The organism is Intestinibacillus sp. Marseille-P6563 (assembly GCF_900604335.1).
Lineage (GTDB): Bacteria > Bacillota > Clostridia > Oscillospirales > Butyricicoccaceae > Butyricicoccus_B.
Genome location: NZ_UWOD01000001.1, coordinates 492,940 through 512,306 on the forward strand (window position 1 = coordinate 492,940; position 19,367 = coordinate 512,306).

The 19,367-nt window shown below is 45.5% G+C and carries 40 protein-coding genes; all 40 read left to right on the forward strand.

The window, feature by feature from the left end; translation table 11 throughout:
• Positions 1-116 precede the first annotated feature (116 nt).
• Complete coding sequence (locus EFB11_RS17100; protein ID WP_243115147.1) at positions 117-1,406, forward strand: DUF7666 domain-containing protein; 1,290 nt, start codon at positions 117-119, stop codon at positions 1,404-1,406.
• An 11-nt stretch (positions 1,407-1,417) separates the two neighbouring features.
• Positions 1,418-1,624, forward strand: coding sequence for a DNA-binding protein (locus EFB11_RS02550; protein WP_122788787.1), 207 nt, complete (start codon positions 1,418-1,420; stop codon positions 1,622-1,624).
• Positions 1,625-1,992: 368 nt separating this feature from the next.
• A complete protein-coding gene (locus EFB11_RS02555; RefSeq protein ID WP_164706564.1) occupies positions 1,993-2,262 on the forward strand; it encodes a hypothetical protein in 270 nt (89 codons plus the stop codon).
• 154 nt (positions 2,263-2,416) lie between these two features.
• A complete protein-coding gene (locus EFB11_RS02560; RefSeq protein ID WP_122788789.1) occupies positions 2,417-3,367 on the forward strand; it encodes a YqaJ viral recombinase family nuclease in 951 nt (316 codons plus the stop codon).
• Between the two features lie 45 nt (positions 3,368-3,412).
• Complete coding sequence (locus EFB11_RS02565; RefSeq protein ID WP_122788790.1) at positions 3,413-4,384, forward strand: recombinase RecT; 972 nt, start codon at positions 3,413-3,415, stop codon at positions 4,382-4,384.
• Between the two features lie 54 nt (positions 4,385-4,438).
• Positions 4,439-4,702 (forward strand): hypothetical protein, encoded by a 264-nt coding sequence (locus EFB11_RS02570; RefSeq protein ID WP_122788791.1) that lies wholly within the window; start codon positions 4,439-4,441, stop codon positions 4,700-4,702.
• A gap of 62 nt (positions 4,703-4,764) precedes the next feature.
• Positions 4,765-5,193 (forward strand): hypothetical protein, encoded by a 429-nt coding sequence (locus EFB11_RS02575; protein ID WP_122788792.1) that lies wholly within the window; start codon positions 4,765-4,767, stop codon positions 5,191-5,193.
• A gap of 14 nt (positions 5,194-5,207) precedes the next feature.
• Entirely contained in the window at positions 5,208-5,615 is a 408-nt protein-coding gene (locus EFB11_RS02580) for a single-stranded DNA-binding protein (protein ID WP_122788793.1), read from the forward strand.
• A gap of 44 nt (positions 5,616-5,659) precedes the next feature.
• The gene (locus EFB11_RS02585; protein WP_122788794.1) at positions 5,660-6,472 is read left to right on the forward strand and encodes a hypothetical protein; all 813 of its coding nucleotides are present in this window, start codon (positions 5,660-5,662) and stop codon (positions 6,470-6,472) included.
• The gene (locus EFB11_RS02590; protein ID WP_164706565.1) at positions 6,432-7,061 is read left to right on the forward strand and encodes a replicative helicase loader/inhibitor; all 630 of its coding nucleotides are present in this window, start codon (positions 6,432-6,434) and stop codon (positions 7,059-7,061) included. Before EFB11_RS02585 ends, EFB11_RS02590 begins: the two co-directional genes overlap by 41 nt.
• Positions 7,054-7,242, forward strand: coding sequence for a hypothetical protein (locus EFB11_RS02595; RefSeq protein ID WP_122788796.1), 189 nt, complete (start codon positions 7,054-7,056; stop codon positions 7,240-7,242). Before EFB11_RS02590 ends, EFB11_RS02595 begins: the two co-directional genes overlap by 8 nt.
• A gap of 189 nt (positions 7,243-7,431) precedes the next feature.
• The gene (locus EFB11_RS16670) at positions 7,432-7,602 is read left to right on the forward strand and encodes a hypothetical protein (RefSeq protein WP_164706566.1); all 171 of its coding nucleotides are present in this window, start codon (positions 7,432-7,434) and stop codon (positions 7,600-7,602) included.
• Entirely contained in the window at positions 7,603-9,165 is a 1,563-nt protein-coding gene (locus EFB11_RS02600) for a DUF4942 domain-containing protein (protein WP_122788797.1), read from the forward strand. It abuts the gene before it with no gap.
• Between the two features lie 4 nt (positions 9,166-9,169).
• Positions 9,170-9,838, forward strand: coding sequence for a DNA cytosine methyltransferase (locus EFB11_RS02605; RefSeq protein WP_122788798.1), 669 nt, complete (start codon positions 9,170-9,172; stop codon positions 9,836-9,838).
• Positions 9,839-10,015: 177 nt separating this feature from the next.
• The gene (locus tag EFB11_RS02610; protein WP_243115148.1) at positions 10,016-10,462 is read left to right on the forward strand and encodes a phage N-6-adenine-methyltransferase; all 447 of its coding nucleotides are present in this window, start codon (positions 10,016-10,018) and stop codon (positions 10,460-10,462) included.
• 21 nt (positions 10,463-10,483) lie between these two features.
• Complete coding sequence (locus EFB11_RS02615) at positions 10,484-10,738, forward strand: hypothetical protein (protein ID WP_122788800.1); 255 nt, start codon at positions 10,484-10,486, stop codon at positions 10,736-10,738.
• Positions 10,739-10,762: 24 nt separating this feature from the next.
• Complete coding sequence (locus EFB11_RS02620) at positions 10,763-11,101, forward strand: hypothetical protein (protein ID WP_122788801.1); 339 nt, start codon at positions 10,763-10,765, stop codon at positions 11,099-11,101.
• Positions 11,094-11,525 carry a hypothetical protein gene (locus EFB11_RS02625; RefSeq protein WP_122788802.1) on the forward strand — a complete coding sequence of 144 codons (432 nt, stop codon included), beginning with the start codon at positions 11,094-11,096 and terminating at the stop codon, positions 11,523-11,525. The genes EFB11_RS02620 and EFB11_RS02625 overlap by 8 nt, the downstream gene beginning before the upstream one ends.
• Positions 11,515-11,733, forward strand: a complete 219-nt coding sequence (locus tag EFB11_RS02630; protein WP_122788803.1) for a hypothetical protein — start codon at positions 11,515-11,517, stop codon at positions 11,731-11,733. The genes EFB11_RS02625 and EFB11_RS02630 overlap by 11 nt, the downstream gene beginning before the upstream one ends.
• Positions 11,730-11,954: a hypothetical protein gene (locus tag EFB11_RS02635; protein ID WP_122788804.1), complete on the forward strand. Its 225-nt coding sequence runs from the start codon at positions 11,730-11,732 to the stop codon at positions 11,952-11,954. The genes EFB11_RS02630 and EFB11_RS02635 overlap by 4 nt, the downstream gene beginning before the upstream one ends.
• Positions 11,935-12,282 (forward strand): hypothetical protein, encoded by a 348-nt coding sequence (locus tag EFB11_RS02640; RefSeq protein WP_122788805.1) that lies wholly within the window; start codon positions 11,935-11,937, stop codon positions 12,280-12,282. Before EFB11_RS02635 ends, EFB11_RS02640 begins: the two co-directional genes overlap by 20 nt.
• A gap of 2 nt (positions 12,283-12,284) precedes the next feature.
• Positions 12,285-12,707 (forward strand): hypothetical protein, encoded by a 423-nt coding sequence (locus EFB11_RS02645; protein ID WP_122788806.1) that lies wholly within the window; start codon positions 12,285-12,287, stop codon positions 12,705-12,707.
• Positions 12,700-12,912, forward strand: coding sequence for a hypothetical protein (locus EFB11_RS02650; protein ID WP_122788807.1), 213 nt, complete (start codon positions 12,700-12,702; stop codon positions 12,910-12,912). The genes EFB11_RS02645 and EFB11_RS02650 overlap by 8 nt, the downstream gene beginning before the upstream one ends.
• A gap of 160 nt (positions 12,913-13,072) precedes the next feature.
• Positions 13,073-13,387: a hypothetical protein gene (locus tag EFB11_RS02655; protein WP_122788808.1), complete on the forward strand. Its 315-nt coding sequence runs from the start codon at positions 13,073-13,075 to the stop codon at positions 13,385-13,387.
• A gap of 142 nt (positions 13,388-13,529) precedes the next feature.
• A complete protein-coding gene (locus EFB11_RS02660) occupies positions 13,530-14,042 on the forward strand; it encodes a DUF6378 domain-containing protein (RefSeq protein ID WP_243115149.1) in 513 nt (170 codons plus the stop codon).
• A 3-nt stretch (positions 14,043-14,045) separates the two neighbouring features.
• A complete protein-coding gene (locus tag EFB11_RS02665) occupies positions 14,046-14,357 on the forward strand; it encodes a hypothetical protein (RefSeq protein WP_122788809.1) in 312 nt (103 codons plus the stop codon).
• A complete protein-coding gene (locus EFB11_RS02670) occupies positions 14,354-14,659 on the forward strand; it encodes a hypothetical protein (protein ID WP_122788810.1) in 306 nt (101 codons plus the stop codon). Before EFB11_RS02665 ends, EFB11_RS02670 begins: the two co-directional genes overlap by 4 nt.
• Before the next feature lie 355 nt (positions 14,660-15,014).
• Positions 15,015-15,377, forward strand: coding sequence for a hypothetical protein (locus tag EFB11_RS16675; protein ID WP_164706567.1), 363 nt, complete (start codon positions 15,015-15,017; stop codon positions 15,375-15,377).
• Positions 15,358-15,513, forward strand: a complete 156-nt coding sequence (locus EFB11_RS17495; protein ID WP_164706568.1) for a TFIIB-type zinc ribbon-containing protein — start codon at positions 15,358-15,360, stop codon at positions 15,511-15,513. Before EFB11_RS16675 ends, EFB11_RS17495 begins: the two co-directional genes overlap by 20 nt.
• Before the next feature lie 16 nt (positions 15,514-15,529).
• Complete coding sequence (locus EFB11_RS16685) at positions 15,530-15,784, forward strand: hypothetical protein (protein ID WP_164706569.1); 255 nt, start codon at positions 15,530-15,532, stop codon at positions 15,782-15,784.
• Between the two features lie 5 nt (positions 15,785-15,789).
• A complete protein-coding gene (locus EFB11_RS02680) occupies positions 15,790-16,179 on the forward strand; it encodes a hypothetical protein (protein WP_122788812.1) in 390 nt (129 codons plus the stop codon).
• An 18-nt stretch (positions 16,180-16,197) separates the two neighbouring features.
• Positions 16,198-16,386 carry a hypothetical protein gene (locus EFB11_RS02685; protein ID WP_122788813.1) on the forward strand — a complete coding sequence of 63 codons (189 nt, stop codon included), beginning with the start codon at positions 16,198-16,200 and terminating at the stop codon, positions 16,384-16,386.
• 5 nt (positions 16,387-16,391) lie between these two features.
• Entirely contained in the window at positions 16,392-16,730 is a 339-nt protein-coding gene (locus EFB11_RS02690) for a hypothetical protein (protein ID WP_206424140.1), read from the forward strand.
• On the forward strand, positions 16,723-16,875 hold the full coding sequence (locus EFB11_RS16690) for a hypothetical protein (RefSeq protein ID WP_164706570.1): 153 nt from the start codon (positions 16,723-16,725) through the stop codon (positions 16,873-16,875). The genes EFB11_RS02690 and EFB11_RS16690 overlap by 8 nt, the downstream gene beginning before the upstream one ends.
• A gap of 3 nt (positions 16,876-16,878) precedes the next feature.
• The gene (locus EFB11_RS02695; protein WP_122788815.1) at positions 16,879-17,130 is read left to right on the forward strand and encodes a DUF6440 family protein; all 252 of its coding nucleotides are present in this window, start codon (positions 16,879-16,881) and stop codon (positions 17,128-17,130) included.
• A 1-nt stretch (position 17,131) separates the two neighbouring features.
• Entirely contained in the window at positions 17,132-17,344 is a 213-nt protein-coding gene (locus EFB11_RS02700) for a hypothetical protein (RefSeq protein ID WP_122788816.1), read from the forward strand.
• A 2-nt stretch (positions 17,345-17,346) separates the two neighbouring features.
• Entirely contained in the window at positions 17,347-17,721 is a 375-nt protein-coding gene (locus EFB11_RS02705; protein ID WP_122788817.1) for a hypothetical protein, read from the forward strand.
• 2 nt (positions 17,722-17,723) lie between these two features.
• The gene (locus EFB11_RS02710; protein WP_122788818.1) at positions 17,724-18,293 is read left to right on the forward strand and encodes a hypothetical protein; all 570 of its coding nucleotides are present in this window, start codon (positions 17,724-17,726) and stop codon (positions 18,291-18,293) included.
• Between the two features lie 263 nt (positions 18,294-18,556).
• On the forward strand, positions 18,557-18,862 hold the full coding sequence (locus tag EFB11_RS02715) for a hypothetical protein (RefSeq protein WP_122788819.1): 306 nt from the start codon (positions 18,557-18,559) through the stop codon (positions 18,860-18,862).
• Between the two features lie 6 nt (positions 18,863-18,868).
• Positions 18,869-19,366 (forward strand): hypothetical protein, encoded by a 498-nt coding sequence (locus tag EFB11_RS02720; protein WP_122788820.1) that lies wholly within the window; start codon positions 18,869-18,871, stop codon positions 19,364-19,366.
• Position 19,367 lies beyond the last annotated feature (1 nt).

A 19,367-nucleotide genomic window follows, 5' to 3' on the forward strand; every position in this document is an offset into this window, starting at 1 on the left:
ATGTTTGGTGCTTATTTTTTGCACAAATCCAATTTTCCGCCCCATTCGTCCCCATCGGTGGCCGGAATATCGCGGAATCTTGGAACAGTGGAACGCTCAGACAGGAGGTAGCAAGAATGCAATGTTATAAAGGTTTTGACAAGGATTTGAAATGCCGTGGATTCCAATACGAAGTCGGGAAAACCTATGAAACCGATAATGCGGATATTTGCCGCACTGGATTCCACGCATGCGAAAATCCTTTGGATGTATTTGGGTATTATCCCCCTGCTGATTCTCGGTTTTGCATGGTCGATCTTGATGAAAACAGTCAAACCGAAAATGATAGCAAGCGTGTTGGAAAACGCATCCATATCGAAACAGAAATCGGGTTGCAAGGAATTATCTCCGCAGGAGTGAAATTCATCCTTGATAAAGTTGATTTTTCTAATGTGAATTCGAATTCAACCAACACGGGTGACCAATCCGCTGCAACCAACACGGGTTACGGCTCCGCTGCAACCAACACGGGTGACTGCTCCGCTGCAACCAACACGGGTTACGGCTCCGCTGCAACCAACACGGGTGACTGCTCCGCTGCAACCAACACGGGTGACCAATCCGCTGCAACCAACACGGGTGACTGCTCCGCTGCAACCAACACGGGTGACTGCTCCGCTGCAACCAACACGGGTTACCGCTCCGCTGCAACCAACACGGGTTACGGCTCCGCTGCAACCAACACGGGTGACTGCTCCGCTGCAACCAACACGGGTGACTGCTCCGCTGCAACCAACACGGGTGACCAATCCGCTGCAACCAACACGGGTTACGGCTCCGCTGCAACCAACACGGGTGACTGCTCCGCTGCAACCAACACGGGTTACCGCTCCGCTGCAACCAACACGGGTTACCGCTCCGCTGCAACCAACACGGGTGACTGCTCCGCTGCAACCAACACGGGTGACTGCTCCGCTGCAACCAACACGGGTTACCGCTCCGCTGCAACCAACACGGGTGACTGCTCCGCTGCAACCAACACGGGTGACCAATCCGCTGCAACCAACACGGGTTACTGCTCCGCTGCAACCAACACGGGTGACTGCTCCGCTGCAACCAACACGGGTTACCGCTCCGCTGCAACCAACACGGGTGACTGCTCCGCTGCAACCAACACGGGTGACCAATCCGCTGCAACCAACACGGGTGACTGCTCCGCTGCGGTAGTCAACGGAACAGACAGTATTGCTATTGTCACAGGACGTGATAGTAAAGCGAAAGGTTCTGTTGGATGCTGGCTTGTTCTCACCGAACGTGATGATAAGTTGCATATCAAAGAAGTTCGTGCCGTTTGTGTTGATGGCAAAGATATTCTGCCTGACACCTTTTACATGTTAGTAGACGGAAAAGTTGTCCCGGCTGATTGAGGTGATGTGACATGACACTTTCAGATTTGAAAACCATGGATGCTGAAACAATCACTCCGGCTGTCGCCGCTGAATTGTTAGGGTGCAATCCGCACTATATTCGGGTGGCTGCCCACCAAGATAAGTCCTTGCTTGGTTTTCCGGTTATTCTTCTCGGCAACCGCGTGAAAATCCCGCGTGTTGCGTTTATCAAATTCATGGAGGGGGATTTAAATTGAAAAAACGTGTTCGATTGGCTGGCAGATACCTTCTGCTGTATGCGATGGTTTTCGGCTTTACCGTTGGCCTTATCTCGCTTTCGTGCATGCCAGTCTGGATGACTCGTGCATTTGCGGCTGTAAGTGTGGGTTGGTTGGCATTCCGTTATATTGCATGGACGATCAATCGTCCCCGGCGGGTGCGCCGATGAAAATATCTTGGAACCGGCAACGGAAAATAAACCAGAATATAGCGTTATCGTCCGCAGATCAAATCATGATTCGAGAACGTGATAGGCGAAAACAACGCTATCTTAAATGGCTCAAGGAGGTGCATAAAAATAGGCATCCAAGATGATGTAATGCGCAGACATGCGCGAGGTGAATCCTTGCAGAGTATCGCAGATGACTTTGATGTATCCAAACAATATATCGCTAGGCTTCTATTCGATGGGAAAAATCGCACGATTTATCCCAATTTGAATACATGGATGCGATTCAATCAATGTTCGTTGCGTCTAATGGCAGATGATATAGATACGGATACGGAAACATTGCAATATTATCTGAGCAAAAACACAACGCCAAAATGGATGATTGATAAGATTTTATCCTTGACTGGTTTGTCCTATGACGTTGCATTTAAGGAGCGTGATTAACTGTGTCGTTGTATTCGGCAAAATCCATTACGCCAGCAACAATGCCAGAGTTACCCACGTCACCACCTGAGCGTCCAGATCAAGATGAAATCAATCGATACTTTTACAAGCATTGCGGATATAAATTTTTGGATTCATTGGAGGATGATAACGATTGCGAAAGCTAGTTTCAACCACAAATATGAGCCGTGAAGAATGGCTCCGGTGGCGCAAGAAAGGCATCGGCGGAAGTGAGGTTGCTGCCCTGGTTGGTATGCACCCCTACTTATCTCCATTCTCAATTTATATGGATAAGATTGGAGAACTGGAACCGCAGGATGATAACGAAGCAATGCGAATCGGGCGCGATCTTGAAGAATATGTCGCGCAGCGATTCACCGAAAAAACTGGCATTCGAGTCCGCAAAAATTCCAGCATCCTAATGGATGATGAATGCGATTACATGATTGCAGATATTGACCGTTGGAGCAAAAAAGATGGAATCGGATTGGAATGCAAAACCATGTCGCCAAACAGCAAGGCTGTGAAAGGTTTGGAGGACGATAGTGTCCCGCCACAATACTACATTCAATGCCAGTGGTACATGATGATTACCGGCTTGAATAAGTGGCATTTGGCAATTCTCGTTCTCGGTCGAGCGTTTTATACCTTTGAGATTGACCGCAACGATGAAGATATTACAGTCTTGCGTAAAGCGGCACAAGATTTCTGGGTCGTAAATGTGCTCTCGCGTAAAATGCCACCGCCGGATGGGACGGAATCAGCACAGAAAGCGATCTCTCACCTGATTCAAGGCGTAGATAATGAAGCAACTGTTAGGCTGGATTCCGCTGTCGATGAAATCAAACATCTGCAAGAAATCAATGAGCAGATTGATACATTGAAGCAAGCAGCTGATGCAATCAAGCAAAAGTTCCTTTTGGAACTTGGTGCATCTGGAATCGGTTGGAACGATGGATATGAGGTTTCTGCTAAAGAACAGGTGCGCCGAACATTTGATACAAAACGGTTCAAGGCCGAACATCCAGAACTTGACTTAGACCCATATTATAAATCTTCGGTCAGCAGACCTTTCAAGTACAAAATCTTCGATTGTGAAGAATAAAGATTCTTTCATACAAATTTATCCAAAAAGGAGAATGTATAAAACATGGCAGTGAAACAAAATGGTATCGTCGCAAAAGCCGCACAGCAAAACACAGCGGTTGCAGAACACAAGCCCAAAGCCACGATCACAACAATGATGAACTCTTTGCTTGACAGCGAAGGTTATCGCAGACGATTTGATGAACTGCTTGGCAAGCGTGCGCCGCAGTTTGTCGCAAGCATCATTTCTCTTGTTAATGCTGATAAGAACTTGCAGGCGGCTTTCCAGCAAGCGCCTATTACAATTATTCAATCTGCCCTTAAAGCAGCCACCTATGATCTTCCGATTGACCCTGCTCTCGGATATGCCTACATTGTTCCGTTCAACAACAGCATCAAGCAAGAGAATGGCAGCTATAAAAAGCGCATGGAAGCATCCTTTATTCTTGGATGGAAAGGCATGAACCAGCTTGCAATCCGTACCGGCGTATATCAAAAGATCAATGTAACCGATGTCCGCGATGGTGAACTGAAAAACTATAACCGCCTTACCGAAGATATTGAAATCGAATGGATTGAAAATGAAGAAGAACGCGAAAAACTTCCTATCACCGGATGGGTCGGCTACTACCGTCTGATTAACGGCATGGAAAAGACGATCTATATGAGCCGCGAACAGGTTGTTACACATGAAAAGAAAAACCGTAAAGGCCAGTATATGGGCAAGGGCTGGCGTGAGTCATTTGATGATATGGCAGCAAAAACCGTGTTTCGTAAGCTGATTGGCAAATATGGTGTCATGTCTATTGACTATCGCACTGCCACACCGGAAGCTCTCGCTGCCGCTTCTGCCCTGACGGATGATGCAATGGAAAGCATTCCCGAATCTGATTCCCAGTCCAATATTATCCCAGGTGAATTTTCCGATGTGTCCGAAAATCCCGCTTCCAACACACCCAATGAAGATACTTCGGCTACAACTACGCCGGATGTAGAGCAAGTGTCCGAAGATGATTTGCCCGATTTCTTGAAGTAAAATTCTACCTTACGGAATCATAAATTGCATAGGAAATAAGAAAGGAAATGAAAAATGAAACTGAATTTTGATTTTGAAATGCCTGCAAAAAAGCTTCCTGGCCCTAGAAGCAAATACTTCGGTATCATTACCGATTTCATCAACAGCGGCAAAAAGATCGCTGAAATCGAAGATATTCCAGATCCCAAAAATTTTTATCCAAGAATTAAATCGTTTGCGAAAAGGCATAAGCTTCCGGTCACAATTCACCAGCGATCCGGTCGGTACTTTATCGAACTCGATAAACGCAAGATGCGTAAAACAAAGGATGGAGTTTAACCTTCTTAATCGCATCATTTTGCAAGGCACATGAACTGATGTGCAAGAAAGGAATGGAATAAATGTTTGATAAAAACAAAATGCAAATAGAAATCCTAAAAGCCATGCTAGACAAAAATAAACATGTCCGAAAAATAAATATTGATGGGCGCATGGCTCTTACTCTCGACGGATTCAGTGCATATATTTTTGACGAGAAAGACCTTTTGGTTGATGTTTCAAATGTTGCTGTAACAACAACCATTAAATTTGACTCAAGCAAAAAAGTCGAAGTTTCCGATACTATGATTCGAAAAATCGAAAACAAAAAAACAATCGTTAAGCTTTCAAGCGCAGATGGTGAACTATCTGTATATGTTGACAGATCGTTTTTATCAAGGTTTTCGGGATGTTCGTATTATGCCACAAGTCCACTAGAGCCTTTAATTTGTTCTGATGGATTCGGGAATATGGTTGGCATTATTATGCCGGTTAGAAATAAAGGCTTTTAAGGAGGACATTTGATATGCTCAACTGCATCATATTGCAAGGCCGTCTGGGCGACACACCAGAACTGCGTCACACTCAAACAGGCACACCGGTAGCAACATCCACGCTGGCAGTCAGCCGCAATCGCAAAAACCCGAATGGCGAATATCCAACAGACTGGATTGAGTTGGTATTCTGGGGTAAAACCGCGGAGCACGCTTCCCGCTGGTTTAACAAAGGCGATATGGCCGTTGTCCGTGGTCGTCTTGAATCCCGTGACTGGGAGGACAAAAATGGTAACAAACGCCGATCTTGGGAAGTACAGGTGGAAACCATTGATTTCTGTGGAAGCAAAAACGAAAACAAAGCTGCTACTAGATCATATAATGTCGAATCCAACGACTTCACCGAACTAAGCGAATCGGACGATGATGTCCCGTTCTGATGGAATTTTGAAAGTTTACAGCACAGCATTGAAACGGTGATAAAATGCTTGAAAATGGATACATAAAGACATTTAGGGCATTAAAACGCTGGGGATGGTACAAGGATGTGCCTACCTGCAAACTGTGGTTACACATCCTTCTCAGCGCAAATTATGAGCCTTGCATGTTTATGGGAAATGAAATACAAGTCGGCCAAATGGTAACGTCATATGTATCGCTTGCGGAAGGCTCCGGATTGTCTGTACAACAGGTAAGAACCGCACTTGCAAAACTCAAGAAAACCGGAGAAATCATAGTGCAAACGAACCGGCATTATACGTTGATAACGGTTCCTAAATACCCTGAATATCAACAGACCGATAACAGACCATCAACAGACAATCAACACACCGATAACACACCGATAACAGACAGCCAACAGACCGATAACAGTCAAGTAACAACAATGGAAGAAAGCAAGAAAGCAAGAAAGCAAGAAAGCAAGAAGAGTAGTAAGGCGGCTACGCCGCCTAGCGCGCCCGCGCGCGAAGAACTCGTTTCCCGCTTTGGAGAAAATCTTGCTGATGCTGTCGCAGATTGGCTTTCCTACAAGACGGAAAAGCGCGATACTTACGAGCCGACCGGTTTGAAAGCCTTGCTGACGCAAATTAAAAATCAGGCAGCGCAACATGGAGAACAAGCCGTTGTTGATGTGATACGGCTTTCGATGTCAAACGGCTGGAAGGGAATTATCTGGGACAGGATAAAGTCTCAGCCTGTCGATCAGCCACAAAGCAACAACCCGTTCTGGGAAATGCTGCGAGAGGAGGAAGCGCGTGAACAGAGCAGATACGATGCGAATTATGGCAATTATTAAGCAGGTTTACCCGCGATATTATGCCAATCAAACACGAGATGACTTGCAGGTTGCCGTAAACCTATGGACTGACATGTTCAAGGACGATGAAGGAACGCTTGTTCTCGCAGCTGTGAAAGCTTTTGTGGCAACAGACACGAAGGGTTTCCCTCCGTCAATCGGGCAAATCAAACAGCGTCTTGTACGGCTCAAAGCACCGGATATGCCGGATGAAGCCGAAGCGTGGAGACAGGTGTGGGACGCTGTGAGAAATTCGGCATACCACGCCAAGGAAGAATTTGAAAAACTGCATCCTGTCGTGCAACGTGTAGTCGGCAGGCCTGAAATGCTGAAAAGCTGGGCGATGCTTACGCCGGACGAAGTTTTAACCGTTGTTGCGTCAAACTTCCAGCGGGCTTACCGTGTACGCGCTGCGGACGTTGTAGAGCGAATGGCGCTGCCTGCCGAAATTCAAGAATTGCTGAAAGCAACGGATGTAACCGTGAGCCTGCCGGAACCGAAAGACCCGGAGGAACAGAAGCGCAAGGCGATTGCGTTGTTACAGGCAGAACGGGACGAATACGCACGTGAGGTTCTTGGCGATGGTTAAAATTATCATCCGCGGTACGCTGCCGGGGTTAAACGAAATGATCGAAGCGTACAAGCATGGCGCGTGCGAAGGAACACGGCTAAAACGCCGGTCGGAAACCGTAGTCATGCACGCAGCGCGTCGGTTTGGCAAGTGGAGGGCTGAGAAGCCGGTCTACATGATCTATCAAATAGCGGCGTAAAACCCCTTCCTTCAGGTATGGGGATATAAGCCGCCTCAATGTGGTAGGGCGGGACACGCCCAAACCTATACGCTCGGGGAGATCGTGTAAGACCTGCTTGCAGGCAATGGTCGCTGAACTGAGAATCCCCTGCCTTTAGGCATGGGGAGTGTCAATCATTCCAGACCAACAGTGAAGGAGCGATGAAGATTGAGTATCAAAGTCGGAACAAAAGTATCTGTCAAAGGAGAGTTTGGACGCATATCTGGCACTGTGATTGCTACTCCTGTCGGAAAAAATAAACGCATGGCAATCGTCAAAACAGATGCCGGATTTAACACAACAATTCGAATCGATAATCGCGGAAATGTGGTGGATTGAATGTTTGGAGTTCAGTTTTACCCTACCCCGTCGCAATTGGCAGCCCGAATGCTGGACAAGGTAGATTGGAGCAAGGTGCAGTTCGCACTTGAACCGTCTGCTGGTAAAGGCGATCTCGCAATGGGCATAAGAAATCGGATGAAGCAGGAAAAGAAGCCGTTTCAACTGGATTGCGTAGAGATCGACCCGGACTTGCGTGCGGTGCTGCGGGAGCGCGGTTTTGCGGTCGTGGAAAATGATTTCCTGAAATGGGACGCACAAACGCGGTACGACGTGATTGTGATGAATCCACCGTTCCGGGATGGCGATAAGCACCTGATGCACGCGCTCGAACTGATGAAGCATGGCGGGCAAATCGTTTGCTTACTTAATGAATCAACGATTCGGAACGCAGAATCGCCGCTACGCAGGTCAATGGTAAAATTACTCGCCGAATATCAAACGACGATAGAGAGCGTCTCAGGGGCATTTATGGATGCCGAGCGAAAAACAGATGTTGATGTTGCTTTGGTGTATGTGGACATCCCGAAGGAAGCTGAAAAAGAAATCGGACTTGATGATATGCGTGAAGCGGCAGACGTACCAGAGAGCGAAACAGAATGCAACGAATTGGTGGATGCTGACTTTTTCAAGGCCATTGTCCAGAGATACCAGATGGAAGCGCGCATTGGACTGAAAATGATTGATGGTTTCCAGCGCCTTAACCGGTTTGTCGGAGAAAGAGAAATCATAACAATGCACATAAATGGACCGGCGGACGATATGTCAATGAGCATGCAGAACACCTATGTTCGAGAACTGAGAGCGCGGTATTGGAAAACCTTGTTTGAAGCAAAGGAAATGCAAAGCCTTATGACACGCGAGGTTCGGGACGCATATCTTGCAAAGCTCAATACATTTCGTGGCCTTGATTTCACGATGGACAATATTCTGCAAGTCAAGATTGAGCTTTCCAAGACTCTGATCGGAAATATCGAGGACGCGATTATCAGTATGTTCGATGATCTTACCTATGAGCACAGCATGGGAAAGAACAACAACATTCACTATTACAACGGATGGAAAACGAACAAGGCGTGCCGCGTGAACAAGAAAGTGATTGTACCATTCTGGGGATTGTATGATGCTCGCTGGGGCGGCTCATGGAGTACATACAAAGCCCGTGATTACCTGCTTGAACTCGAAAAAATCCTTGGCTATCTGGACAATGGGCGTACAGATGGCGAGAACTGTGAAAGTGTAATCCGGGAAGCATTTGTATCATCCTCCGAGAAATATGACGGTCGAAAACTGCATTGCAAGTTCTTTGATGTGGAGTTTAAGAAAAAAGGCACGGTACATATCTATTTTACGGATGAACGCCTGCTCAAAAAGTTCAATCTATTCGCCGGTCGGAAAAAGAACTGGTTGCCTGATTCCTACGGGCAAAAAAGCTATGGTGAAATGTCTGCCGAAGAACAGGAAATCGTTAAATCGTTCGAAGGAAAACAATCTTATGAGGACATAGTACAAGGTGCAGCATTTTATATCACAGCGCCAGAACTCTTGATGATTGGAGGATGATGCAATGAAAGTGCTCGTTGCTTGTGAAGAATCACAGGCGGTTTGCAAGGCGTTTCGAGCGTTAGGGCACGAGGCGTATTCATGCGATATTCAGGAGTGTTCAGGCGGGCATCCAGAATGGCATATACAGGGAGATGTGCTGCCGATTCTAAACGGAAGATGTGAATTTAATACGATGGATGGCAAATGTCATAAAATTATGGGACGGTGGGATATGATAATTGCTTTCGTTCCATGCACAAAGACGTCAAACGCAGGAGCAAGACATTTATACAAAGGCGGAGTCTTGAACATTCAGAGATATTATGAAGGGCTTTGCGGCAAGGCTCTTTTCATGGCGGTGTGGATGGCTGACTGCGAAAAAATCGTGATTGAAAACCCAACGCCGAGCAAAATTTTCCAATATCCGAAACCGACACAGGCTGTTCAGCCGTACATGTTTGGGCACCCATATACTAAGAAGACTTTGCTTTGGGAAAAAGGAGTAAATCCGTTAGAACCAACTGACATTGTAGAGCCAGAAAGGACATGGTGCCCGTCTGGAAGTTATTCAAGAAATCACAACGAAAAACATCGTGGAATGTTTACAAAAGACCGAGCAAAAAACCGCTCTAAAACATTTCCGGGAATCGCCCGTGCTATGGCAGAACAATGGGGAGGTGACGTGCGTTGACGCTGATTGAAGAACGCTGCGAAATCAAATCGCCATGTGCATCGTGTACGAGAAAAGAACGGTGCAATGTGGGCATTGCGCAATCATGTCCAGCGTTTAAGGAATATGCAAGTACACATGTATTGGACAGAAAAAAGGCTGCATACCGGCAGCATTTGAAATGGATGGAGAGGATGTGTGGATTTAAGCATGAATAGTGAAGTTATGTTTTCAAGCAAAACCGATATGTGGGAAACACCACAAGACTTTTTCGATGCGCTAGATCAGGAATTCCACTTCACGCTTGATGTATGCGCAACGCCAGAGAATGCGAAGTGCGAACGGTACTATACGCCGGATGATGATGGGCTGTCGCAACCATGGAATGGTGTTGTGTGGTGCAATCCTCCATATGGCAGGGAAATCGGAAGATGGGTGCTGGCTGGTTCGATTGCATCCGTGGCACAGAGAACGACGGTGGTAATGCTGCTTCCTGCCCGCACTGATACAAGATGGTTCCATGATTACATACTTGGGAAAGCAGAAATCCGTTTTATCCGTGGGCGATTGAAGTTTGGAGGAAGCAAAAACAGCGCACCTTTTCCGTCAATGGTAGTGATTTTTAGATGGAATGGTTGCGCATAAAATCCGGGGAGGTTTGGCACAGTGGACAAGCTCGACAAGGCCATTGAGCGCTTGAAATTGGCCGCGCAAATGAGCGAAACATATTACCAAAAACCGTTGATCGTAACCACGAGCGGCGGGAAAGACAGTGATGTTTGCCTTGCGATTGCAAAAATCGCTGGTATCAATTGTGAGGTACAGCACAATCACACAACAGCAGACGCGCCGGAAACCGTGTACCATATCCGCGAAACATTCCGCAAACTGGAATCCGATGGTGGCTGTGTTTCGGCCTAAGATGGAGATGCTGGAGGGGATGGAATGACCTTATACGACATTTTGCGTGCTACAAGATACTGGCAGAGGTTCTGTTGTTACGTAACAAACGCCTATGACCAGAACGTCCCTATAGGATTTGGAACACGCAGGGAACTCCTTGACGAGGAGCAGAACGATGAACTCTTTGATTACCTGATGTGCGATGTGGACAGCATCACGGTCGCAAAAGATAAATCGTTGTTAATCCGGGTGAGGGACGAACACTATAACAAACCGCTGGAAGAACAGTATGAATGCACAGGGGGATGGAAGGTATCAGACCCGAAAACCCGTCCCTTCAAGTTCAGCAACGAAATGGAGGATTGGGAATATCATGGCTAATCGTGGCGATGTAGTCAGTGTGGATAAGCTGTGGGATGTTTTCGAGCGGGAGCGTGAGAAAGCCTGGGAGGGTGTGGAAGCCCCCGTGGCTACGCCGGAATGGAACATAGCGGCAGGGAAGATTGATGTCATTAACAATATTTGCGAATCAGTGTACAACATGAACACATGTTCCCGCTCTGACGGGGAAAAAGCGGAAAAGCCCGTATGGAAAGAGGGAAAGAGCATTGTACACTCGGACTATGCAGACGGTACGGCAAGGACAGAAACACATCACTGGGGGGAATACTGTTGCCCGGCGTGTGGCTGGTTTGTGGGTAGAACGGTTGACGTTTTCGGCAGAAAGCACACACAGGAGAAGAAGAACTTTTGCGATAGGTGTGGGCAAAAAATCGACTGGGAGGGAATCAAGCGTGAATCGTGAGCTGTTATCCATCGAAGAACTAAACCTAAAGCCAGGTGAGTACGCAGTCTGCCTTGCAAGGCGAAACCCGTTCTCAGAGTGGTACCCAATGGTGATTAAGCGGGTGCGGAACGGATATGTATCTCCGGTGATGGAGCAGTATGTCACCGATATTTTTGGGGGATTCCGCATACCAGATTTAAAAAAAGCGAAGGAGGCTAAGCCATGAAGATGTGTAAATGCGAACGCTGCGGGAAAACGTGGGAATATTCGCCGCTTCAGAATGTGTCATTTCCGGTTGTATACTTGGGGATTGGTATCGAAGCTGATTTGTGCTCAGAATGCCGGAAAGATCTGCTAAAATGGCTAAATGGCAACGAAAAAACAGGAGAAAAATTCAAACAGGAATTAAGGGAATGGAGGCTTAGCCATGAGCATGACGAGGGATGAAGCAATTAAGCACCTGCTGCACGATTGGCACATAAATCTTGGATGTGATTTTGCAATAAAGCCGGGCAGGCTGGATGGTTTTTTGGATGCTTTGGATGTTGCCCTCTCCGCCCTCCGCCACCAGATATGGGAAGAGAAACTATGGCACGACGCTAAGACAGACCCACCCAAGACGCCGGGGCTGTACTATGGGAAAAAGAACGATACCAACTCTATGTATCCCTGTTTGTACCGGGACGGCATATGGGTACTGGATGCGTACCCACAGACAAAAATGGACATTGTTAAATGGGCGGATTATACGGCGTTTGTAAAGGAGGACGATTGAGCATGACGAAGGAAGAAATTATAAAAAAATATGAGATGGTGGTTGAAGGAGGAGAGCTTGTTGCTCCTTTTATGGGTGAGGACGAAAAGGAAGTTTACGAGATGTTAAAAGCCGGACTTTCCGCCCTCCGCCCAATCACCAGGGAGCAGGTGGCAGAGGTGTGGAAGCCATGCAAAGTTTGCAATGGAAAAACAACGTTATATCAACACACAAATACCACAAAACTGTTTATGAACACATTTGGAAAAGCAACAACGCTTGTTACTGAGTGCAATGGTTGTCCGCCATATGCAGATTGTTGCATGAAAGGTATTTCGATGAATTCGGCATTTAGAATCAGCTATTGTCCAGAGTGTGGCCGACCACTTACAGACGAGGCCGTGGAAACCATTATGAAAAGAATGGAGGAAATGCGGAATGATTAGCCGGGAGCAGGTGGAGAAGGAGTGGAGGGGTGAGTGGATAGGCATACCAAACATGGGGGTATACGACATTGCGTGTTCAAAGTGCGGGTATTCCACAGGAATTAGATTTTGGAGTTCTGATTTTTGCCCCAACTGCGGATCTCCCCTTACAGACAAGGCCGTGGACATGGTGATGGAGAGATTGGAGGAAATGAAGAATGGATGATAAGTACCCGTTGCTGTTAGGCGTGGTTTTAATCATGAGAGGAAAAGCGTAAGCTATTAGAACTCATGAATTCAAGTTTGATTCACGCCTTTTCGCCCGATGATTATTACGCTGTTATGGGAGTGTTCAGCAGGATTGTAAACAGATTGGAGGAATAAGCATGTATGGGAGTTTCATTGATGACTGGAAAACACCAGATGAATACATAAGCCGAAAAGCCGTGATGGAAATGCTTGAAAATGCACAAATCATTTCAGACGGAGAAAATTGCGGATATTGCACAGAGGATATTTCAATTAGTTCCATTCCAGCCGCCGAAGTTGCGCCGGTGGTGCATGCAAAATGGAAATCTGTATATGGTACACATCGTCCAAGGGTTGCATGTACGAACTGCAAGTACGACGTAAAATCGCAACTCAAATATTATAAGCGTTGCCCGAACTGCGGCGCAAAAATGGATGGAGGTACACCGTGAGCGAAAATATAGCAAAAGCAATTACAAGCGTGGCGTTATGCGCATGTGCGGCTTATACAGCAGCATGCGAGTACGGAGAGATTATGTGCATTTTTGCATTAGCTTTGGTTTGTGCAATTTGGATTGATTAAGGAGGAAAACCATGAAATTCAGAAACCCGAAAACCGGAAAAGTTTATGACGTGAAATGCAATAACTGCAATGAATCTGGGTTTTGCGCAGATATAGAGTGCAAAAATTGCCCGATAGAAACAAAAACAACAAGATTGTGCTCTGATTGGGTAAATGCAAATCCGCACGAAGCCGCCCGCCTGATGGGCTATGAAGTCATCGAGGACGAAGAACAGAAAACAGACAAGGACAAGCCCACTCGAGCATCCATCCTTGACGAAGCGAAGCGCTGTGTGTGCGGCCAGCGCGAACAGGACTATGGAAAAGCGGAGGACAATTTCAGTCTGATCGCCAGCCTGTGGGAACCATACATCCGTACACGGTGCGTGAGTGATGGCGCAGATGTATGCATCATGCCGGAGGACGTTGCTATGCTCATGGCGTTGCTCAAAATCGCTCGGATTTGCAGCGGTACAGGGACACAGGACAGTTTTGTAGATTTGGCCGGGTTATGCTGCATGCGGCGGCGAGATTGCAGGAGGTAAGGCATGAAAAGACCAGCGTACTATAATTACTGTCATTCCAATCCGGACGGGAACGGAATGGAATATATTTCGTTTTTGGTCAAAAAGCCAATGATCGACAGTCACGGGCTGCTTAACGGCAGGGGTATTTACATCACAATGGACAACAAAAAACAAAAAACTGAGGTGTACAGCGATGTGTGGGTTGGAGGCGCACCAAAAAAACACCAGCGATTGCTCACATTGAAGGATGAAATAATTACCGACATCGAGGTGCCTGCACTGATACGCAGGCTTGGAATTGAGGTCGATGAAATGGAAGTGGATAAACTATGAACGCAGTAGAAAATCAGGTACGCGAACTGGTCGCGGTCGAATTGGAATCGGCAAACCGCCAGTTTCCGCAGTTTCACAGCCCGCATGAAGGTTGGGCGGTGATCATGGAAGAACTCGAAGAAGCCGAGGAAGCGTTGAGAATGATGCGGCTTGATACTGAAATCATGTGGCGAAATATCCGGGATAATATCGAGTGTAAAGTACAAGCGAACTCTGCGTATGAACAATCAATAAAAGCCGCTTGCGAGGTCATCCAGTTTGCAGCCATGGCAAAAAAAATATTTGAATATGGAGGAAAATGAGAACTGAAAAATGGGAAATATAATGGAGCTAATTGCAGAATATGGGGAAAGCACCCTCTTGCTTTTGAGTGCGGAAGCGAATACATTATGCAAAACGATGAAGCGCAAGTTGACGCGCTGGAACTGGTTTGCGAAATTTTCGATGAACTGATTCCGTGATATTTATTTCGGAGGATTAAACATGAAAATGGTACTCTGCGCAACATGCGCCAAGAAATTAGAAGCAAAAAATCCTGAGAATAGCCGGAAAGATAAATGCCAGTGCTGCGGAATGTTACGTTGGTGTACTCGGTGGGACGTGGATGGCTGAGTATTCGCTTGAAATCGAGCGGTATTTAAAGTGGAGGTACGGACGTTGAGCAAGGTAGTGCGTTGTGCCAAATGCCACAAGATATTGGCACGTAAATTTGGAGAGGACTATGTATCAAAACATCGTGGCAGAACTGTGATTATGCGCGGGCCAAGCATCATAGTATGCGAATTGTGCGGGCAGAAAAACACCATCGGGAATGCAGCCAATTGGAGTATTGAGGATTTTGCAAATCGTTACCCTGTTACCGCAGAAACACTACGCGATGTTTGCCAGACAACATGCGAGTTCATTTCATATACAAATCTTTCAAGCAAAGATATTGCGAAGTATTTCTTTGTCGATCAGGCGCATACACAGCCAAGACTATTCAAAAGGAAGCAAAATAATGAAAAGAAAAGTAGCTAAAGTAGTGTGCCCTAAGTGCGGAACAACTATTCTGGTAAATCCAAACAATTCGATGTTTACTTGCACTGAATGCGGAAAGCAAACAGAAATACGATCCGCAAAAAGGCCAATCCGCAGAAACATCCAGATTGAATAATACAGGGGGAGTTGTTTTGGAAAAACAAGTGAACTACCGAAACAAATCAACATTGTGCTGGGATTGCAAACGTGCGACTGGATTATGCTCATGGTCAAGATACCACTCCCCTGCCCCGGTGCCAGGATGGATTGCTCAAGACACATCGTTCAGAGAAAAGATCGGTGGTATGTATTATATGCGCCAAAGATATTGTGTGCTGGACTGTCCCCTCTTTATCCCTGATGATGATAGCGACAGAGAATATGTGGATGATGACGGAATGGAGTGATTGGATTGAATTCGACCGTTTGCAAAGACAAACTGGACAAGTATTTTGAGGGACATGATTTGAAACGGAGCGATGCTTTGGAAATTTCAAATTGCATTAGTGCGTTGGAGCAAGAAAACGATTCACTCAAACGTAAAGTTTCTAACTTCCAAGGAGCGATTCAGTCGATCTTCGATATTTCGAAAGGATATTCAAGCACGTGCAGAGAATTTGAGCAAAGCATCGCTCAATTAGAAGCAGTAAGCGGCTATTCCCTATCGCAGATCATCGACATGTTCAAGCAAGGATATACCTTGGAGTATCCAGAAGATACATTTCGAGAGCAAATGCAGTTGATTGCGTTGAAACATGAAATCGAAAAAATGCGCAAGGCAAAGGAAAAACTGTATCGCTAGAAGGAGAAATGATTTTATATGAGCGTGAAGCCGATTTTGTTCAACACCGAAATGGTGAAGGCTATTCTGGACGGGAGAAAGACTCAAACGCGGCGAGTGGTGAAGTTTAAAAAGGGTCAAAACCCTAAATGGACAGGATATGTGCCGGATGGGGATGTGTTTGGGGATGATATGTTCCCTGAATATGAATGTAAAAACGGAGGATGATTGAGGTGGAAATAAAATTATTGAAAGAACAAGCACAAACAACCGTGTCCAATCTGAGACATCAAGCAAGGGTTCTTGGTTCATCCGGCAAAGGATATGGAGAGTTCGCACGAGTGAATCGTGAAGCCGCAAGCCTGATTCAAGAATTGTTGGCACAAATAGAAACGAAAAATGCAGCAGTGAACTTTTGGTCCGCTCAATATAAGATGATGCAAATAGAAGCGTCTGCATGTTATTCGGAAATGAAACACTTTGAGAAAAAAGCAGCAAAAGCAGAAAAGCAAATCAAAAAAATCAAGAAGCATATGCCAATATTCTTTAAATGGAGGAAGCGCAATGGATGAACGCTGTTTGGACTGTAAGTATTTTGAATCAACACATGAAGGTGCGTTCGGCGCGATTGGAGAGGATTTAGTTTCCTGTCGTATCTGTTGCGAGGATGAAAACCCATGTGGAGAATTTGAAGAACGGATAGAGTTGGAGGAATAAGCTATGGATAAACTTCCAAAATCTGAAAAAATATTTTATGCAGTGTTGCTTTTGATTTTTATTTTGTGCTGGGTTGCAATGATTTGGGATAGGGCAACATCAGAGGACTTGAATAGATTCCAACAAGTATATATGCATAACGGGAACGAAATCTACGTAGATACAGAAACAAATGTAATGTATTTCAAAAGATACGATGGGATGTCTATTATGACAGATGCAGATGGGAAACCTTTGATTTGGGAGGGTAATTAACATGGAATACAAAGAGCTGCTGAAAGATCAGGATTTTTCTTCCCCTCAAAAAATCGCTGATTGGATGCACAACGCGAAGGCAGCAATCGAAGAACTGCTTGCACGCGCCGAAGCAGCAGAAGCCAGAGCGGAAAAGGCTGAGAAGGAGCTTGACAGTTTTTTGGCAGAAAGTGAAAGAGTGATGTTTTACCCGTTTGGACGTAAGGAGGAATAAGCGTGGAGAAAACATATAAACAATATTTGGAAGAAATCTTGTGCAGCCCGGTTTCCGATCAACTGACCGGGAGCCAAAGGAAAGCAATCGACGCAATGGCTGAACTTCTCGGATTCTGCGATTACGAAAAACTGTGTGAGCTGGCGAAAGCCGATAAGGAAAATCGGTGCGTGATTCACAAATTTGGTATTGGTTCTATCGCGTATGGAATATATCTCAGAATGTCTAAAAACAAGGAAATTAAGGCATATATTGTTAAACGTCGTTTAGATTCCTTACAAGAATGCTTAGCTGCTGAACGTGATGCATATTCCTATTCTTCTCGCGAAGAAGCTGAAAAAGCAGCAAAAACTGAATTGGAAAAGATGAGGGCGTAACAGTGGAGCGCTTAACATATTTTGAAAACGGAAAATGGTACATCAGAATTGGAGATACAGAGTTCAGCGGGAAATGGGTAAACAAACTAGCCGACAAAGAGAATCGGCTTATGCAGTATGAACGAATCGGAACCCCTTCGGAGATCAACCGTGTAATGGATGCCTATGGGCGCGGCATGACGCTAAGAACCGAAGTTGGTAAGAGACTTTCTTTGATGCGGGAAATTCCAACAAAACGACTCCATGAGATAGCCGATGCCGAAAAAGATGGCCGTTGCATTATACTGCCATGTAAGGTCGGTGACAAAATGCAGTATATGGACGACGCAGATTCAATGGGGGTCGAAATCGTCGAGAAAATTGTTGTAGAGATCGAAACTGACAGCGGCATCTATTCTGTGGATGAATTGGGGCCAGAAGATTTCAAGTCACCACAACTACCTGACCACGAAGGTAAAGAATCCGTTGAATGCGCTGACCAGATAAAAGAATTATCTCCAAGAGCCCAAAAGATATACTCCGATCTTGTGACCGGGAAAGCACTATATTGGGAAGGAGAACAAGATGGCTGACCATGAATGCATCATTGGACTATATCAGTATGACGATTATGCAGATTTGATTACGTTGTCTGGTTTGAAACAGGAAATTGACGAACGGAAACGGATGAACGTTTTTTGAAAAAAAGAAAATACACATTATTCTAGTTACTTCATAGTCACAGAATACACGTTCGATCAGTATGCGGATCGCAGATTCAATACTGGACTATCGCATTTTAATTATTGTCCTGTTTGCGGGAAGAAGATTGACTGGAAGGAGTTGCGAGAAACAAATGGATGAATATATTAGCCGAAAAGCGGTAGAAGAAATGATTGAAGATGCACAAATCATTTCAGACGGAGAAAATTGCGGATATTGTACAGAGGATATTGAGATTAGCTCAATTCCAGCCGTCAATGTTATTCCTGTCAAACGCGCACATTGGATTATTTCGGAAACTGATTACGGTTTCTGCGAATCAATCGGAAAGAACTACAAAGAAAGGAAATATAAATGTTCGGCGTGCGGATACGAAACAGGGACGCAGGCAGAGAAGTTTATTTGCTGCCCGATTTGTACAGCAATGATGGAGGAATAAATAAAAATGAGTAAATCGCTTGAATTTTGTAAAGAAAGAGCGAAGAACAAAGAGATATCCTGCTTGTTTGACAGAAATTGGGACGATGCAGGAGAGGTAGAGTCGCTTGCTCTGTTTGAAAGAATCCTTGAAGGAAACAGGAAATATAAAATCAAGGGTGAAGAAGATGGAGAAGCGAGGGAGTTTACCATTTCTTTGATCTTTGACCCTGATGCAGATTTTGATTATTTTACCAGTTCGCGCAGCATACATGATGGAACGATGGTATTCGTGTTTGAAAACATGGAGAATTGCGCGAAAAGAGTGATTTTAGCTGAAACCTATTACACAAAGAAGGGAAAGCCCCAACCCGGAGATACCATTCAATACACCATTGGAAACTTCGTGGTGCTTAACGAGTTTGACGAGAACAGGGATTTGTTTGCTCCGAAAGATAAACCTTATCTTCAAGAGAGAACAACAGTGTTGCTTCCGTTGAGATATGATTTGATTAATGGTGAATGAT